The organism is Bacillota bacterium, from assembly GCA_040754675.1.
GTDB lineage: Bacteria > Bacillota > Limnochordia > Limnochordales > Geochordaceae > Geochorda.
The window spans coordinates 1-3,805 of record JBFMCJ010000400.1; the positions used below are offsets into that span (position 1 = coordinate 1).

Genomic DNA, 3,805 nt, shown 5'->3' on the forward strand with positions numbered 1-3,805 from the left:
CCATCGCGGTGCGGCTTCGAAAACCTCAACGGTCAGGGGCAGCCCTGCGCTCTCCGCCTCCATGACCAGCGCTCTGGCGGCCGCGAGCCCCGCGATGCCGCCACCCGCGATGGCCACCCTCACGGGCGCACCGCCCCCCGGCCACTGTCGCTCGGGACCCGCTCGCCGTCGCTCAGGATAATCGCTGCGAGCGCTTCGATGAAATCGGGGGCGTCGTTGAGCGAGTCGGTGCGGAAAAGCTCGATGCCAAGCTGGCGCGCCAGAGCGGCGGCCTCGACGTCGATGTCGTACAGGACCTCCAGGTGGTCCGACACGAAGCCCGCAGGGCAGACGACGACCCGCCGCACGCTCTCGGACGCCATCTGCCGCAGCACGTCGTCCAGGGCGGGGCCCAGCCACGGTTCGGGCGTCCGGCCCTGGCTTTGGTAGGCGAAGCGCCAGCGGGCGCCGGTGATCCCCAACCGGGCCGCCACCGCCCGGCACGTCCGCTCCAGTTCTTGAGGGTACGGGTCACCCCAGCTCAGGATCCGCTCGGGCAGGCTGTGCGCGGTGAAGAGCACAGCCCAGTCCCCGACCTCGTCCCGCCCCGCGCCGTCCGCCTCGACGCCGGTGACACCCGCCTGCTCGAGGGCGTACTGGACCCGACGCGCCAGCGCCTCCACGAAGAGCGGGTGATCGGCCCAGCTCTCGACGAAGCGCAGCGCCGGGCGTGCGGCTTCGTCTATCTGCGCCAGCGCTCGCCGGGCGGCTTCAAGGTAAGCGCCCGTGCTCATCCGCGAAGCGTGCGGCGCAAGGGCGAGGCCAACGCCCTGCCGGACGCCGTCGGCGGCCATCTGCGAAACGGCGTCCAGGATCCACGGCCGCCAGTGGCGCATGCCCACGTAGACCTTCCAGGGGCGGCCGCCGGCACACTTGAGGCGGCGCTCCAGGGCCTGCGCCTGCCGGAAGGTGACCTGCGCCAGCGGCGAACGGCTGCCAATGCGTTCGTAGCGGGCCCGGAGCTCGCTTAGAAGCTCGGGTGAAGGGGGCCGGCCGCCGCGGATGTGGGTGTAGTAGGCCTCCAGATCCTCGACGCGCTCCGGGCTGCCGTACGCCATGAGCAGCACGCCCCGAAGGGCCGGTTCGTCAGGCATCCCGGGCGGCCTCCCCGTGAACGCCCGCTCGCGCAGCTGTCCTCGGCTCCACGGATGCGGCTGGTGCAGTGGGTGCCGCGGTCGCCTGGTGCACCAGGGCGACCAGGCGCTGGACGACCGACGGGTCGGCATCCGGCGGCACGCCGTGGCCCAGGTTGAAGATGTGCCCCGACCGGCCGCCAGCGGCCGCCAGGATGGCCCGGGCGCGCCTTTCGATGACGGGCCAGGGCGCCCGCAACAGCGCCGGGTCGAGGTTGCCCTGAATGGCGCGGTCGTACCCGACCCGCCGCCACGCCTCGTCCAGCTCGATGCGCCAGTCCACCCCGACAACCGACGGGCCAGTTGCTGCCATGCGATCGAGAAGGCCGGCCGTCTCGACCCCGAAGTAGATGGTGGGCACCCCCAGCGGGGCGAGCGCCTCGAAGAGCCGGCGCATGTGCGGCGCCACAAACTCGTCGTAATCGGCCGGCGAAAGCGACCCCACCCAGCTGTCGAAGAGCTGCAACGCCTGAGCCCCCGCCTCGACCTGCGCCCGCAAGAGGTACGCCGCCGCTGCCGAGAGGCGCTCCATCAGGGCGTGCCAGAGACCGGCGTCGCCGTGCATGAGCCGCTTGGTCTGGGCGAAGGTGCGCGAGGGCCCACCTTCGATCAAGTAGCTCGCCAGCGTGTACGGCGCCCCCGCGAACCCGATGAGGGGAACGTCGAGCTCGGCGCGCAGGAGCCGCACGGTCTCGAAGACGAAAGGAAGGCGCTCCACGACGCCCGAAGGATCGAGCCGCTCGGCGTGCTCAGCTGAACGCACCGGCTCGGGCACCACGGGCCCCCGGTTTTCCTGGAGTTCGAAGGGAAGCCCGAGCCCCTCGAAGAGGATGGAAATGTCTGAAAAGAGGATGGCTGCATCGACGCCGAGGCGCCGCACGGGCTGTAGCGTCACCTCGGCGCACACCTCGGGACGGTGCACGATCTCCAGGAGGCTCATCCGCTCGCGAAGCGCGCGGTATTCCGGCAGGTACCGCCCGGCCTGGCGCATGAACCAGACCGGGGTGGGATGGGCCGGCTGACGCCGGCATGCCTGCAGGAACCGCCCATCTCCCACCGGTTGGATGCCCCTTTGCCTGGCGCCCTGCCGCCAGAGAGTGTCAAGAGCTGAGTAAACCTGAGCAAACCTCAGCCGGTGAGATTATAGGCCCCCGAACCGGTGGTGTCTACCGAGGATTGTCCAGGGAGCAATGTCCCGCGGGCCAGGCCCGCCGATGGCCACCTGCACGGCTGGCCGCTCCGCCCGATATGTGCAGCCGTTTTGCCGGACGCCCTACTTAACCCCGGCTTGCTCGAATCGCTCAAGGGCGCCCAGCACGGTTACGTCCCCGGCGGCGCCAGAGCCCAGACCTCTCGCCTGCCCGGCAGCTTCCCGGGCGATACCTCCACGCTCGACCCGAAGCGCCTGACGGCCGCTTTGCCGGCCAGGAAGGCCTCCGCCGTGGCGATGGGCAGCCTGCCGCCCAGCGCCGGCGTGCGGTAGTGCATCGGAATCACGACGGCCGGCTTGAGCTGGTCGACCACGGCCGTGGCCTGGGCCGCGTCGATGGTGAAGTAGCCGCCCACCGGTACGAAGAGAACGTCAACCCGACCGATGGCCTGCACCGCCGCCGTGTCCAGCAGGTGGCCCAGATCACCCAGGTGGACGAACCTCAGGCCGCTCCACTCCAGGATGAAGATCGCGTTGCGCCCCCGCTTCGCTCCCTGAGCATCATCGTGGTAAGCGGGCACACTCCGCACGTGGACGGGCCCCACCCGCTGGTCGATGGTCGCCCACCCACTTCCCCCGCCCGTCAGGCCCCGCAGGATTAGCGGCTCGCCGCCCACGGCGGCGACGTGGTTGTGATCCCCGTGCTCGTGGCTGACCGTCACGAGGTCGGCCGTCACGTTGAGCGGTGGATAGCCCAGAGTCGGCGGAATCGGGTCTAGGACGGCTCGAAAACCCCCGCTCTCCAGAATGAAACATGCCTGGCCGCACCAGGCGATCCGGACAGGAGCCTCGGAGGCCAAAATGCTCCCTCCTCCCGATGGCACGGCCACCAACAGGCTGAGCCCGATCCACCATCTGCGTAGCGATGCGGCACGGACCGCAGCCCCCCGGCGCATTGCCCTCACCTCCGCTCGCCTCCACGTTGCCCTTCCCGCTCAACCGGATCTCCGCCTGGGGCCCATCCGGGGTCGGCCTCATTCATCACAACGAGGCGGCCCCGTCCTGCATGATGGCCTCGATACGCTGCAGCACCTCGGGCGTGAGGGTCCACCCCGCCACGCCAGCCGCCTCGGCGATCTGGCCGGGCCGGCGGGCGCCCCACAGCGCGACCGTGACGCCCGGCTGGTCGAGCACCCACCGCACGGCGAGCTGCGCGACGGTCTTGCCGAGTTCGGCGGCCAGGACCTTGAGCTTCTCCACTTTCTGAAGATTGCGGCGAAGCTGTTCACCCTGGAAACGGGGTTCCTCGGCCCGGCTGTCACCCGGCGGGAACGTCGCGGACTGCGTAAACTTGCCGGTCAGGAGCCCACGGGCCAGCGGGCTGTAGACCAGCACGGCGATGCCGTGCTCGCGGCAGTAGGGCAGCACGCTGCCCTCGATCCCCCGGTCGAGCAGGCTGTACGGGGGCTGGTTGGAGTGGAGC

Annotated in this window: 4 protein-coding genes; all 4 read right to left on the reverse strand. The window is 70.5% G+C overall.

Annotated elements, in window-relative coordinates; all coding sequences use genetic code 11:
• Positions 1 to 119 precede the first annotated feature (119 nt).
• The gene (gene hemH / locus AB1609_17745) at positions 120 to 1,133 is read right to left on the reverse strand and encodes a ferrochelatase (protein MEW6048290.1); all 1,014 of its coding nucleotides are present in this window, start codon (positions 1,131 to 1,133) and stop codon (positions 120 to 122) included.
• Positions 1,126 to 2,229: a uroporphyrinogen decarboxylase gene (gene hemE, locus AB1609_17750; protein ID MEW6048291.1), complete on the reverse strand. Its 1,104-nt coding sequence runs from the start codon at positions 2,227 to 2,229 to the stop codon at positions 1,126 to 1,128. The genes hemH and hemE overlap by 8 nt, the downstream gene beginning before the upstream one ends.
• A gap of 263 nt (positions 2,230 to 2,492) precedes the next feature.
• Positions 2,493 to 3,182 (reverse strand): MBL fold metallo-hydrolase, encoded by a 690-nt coding sequence (locus AB1609_17755; protein ID MEW6048292.1) that lies wholly within the window; start codon positions 3,180 to 3,182, stop codon positions 2,493 to 2,495.
• 181 nt (positions 3,183 to 3,363) lie between these two features.
• Positions 3,364 to 3,805 (reverse strand): aldo/keto reductase (locus AB1609_17760; GenBank protein ID MEW6048293.1); only part of this gene is annotated, 442 nt, incomplete at its 5' end.

Coding starts and splice junctions, on each gene's coding strand:
- hemH (MEW6048290.1), bottom strand. CDS start 1,133: ATGCCTGACGAACCGGCCCTTCGGGGCGTGCTGCTCATGGCGTACGGC.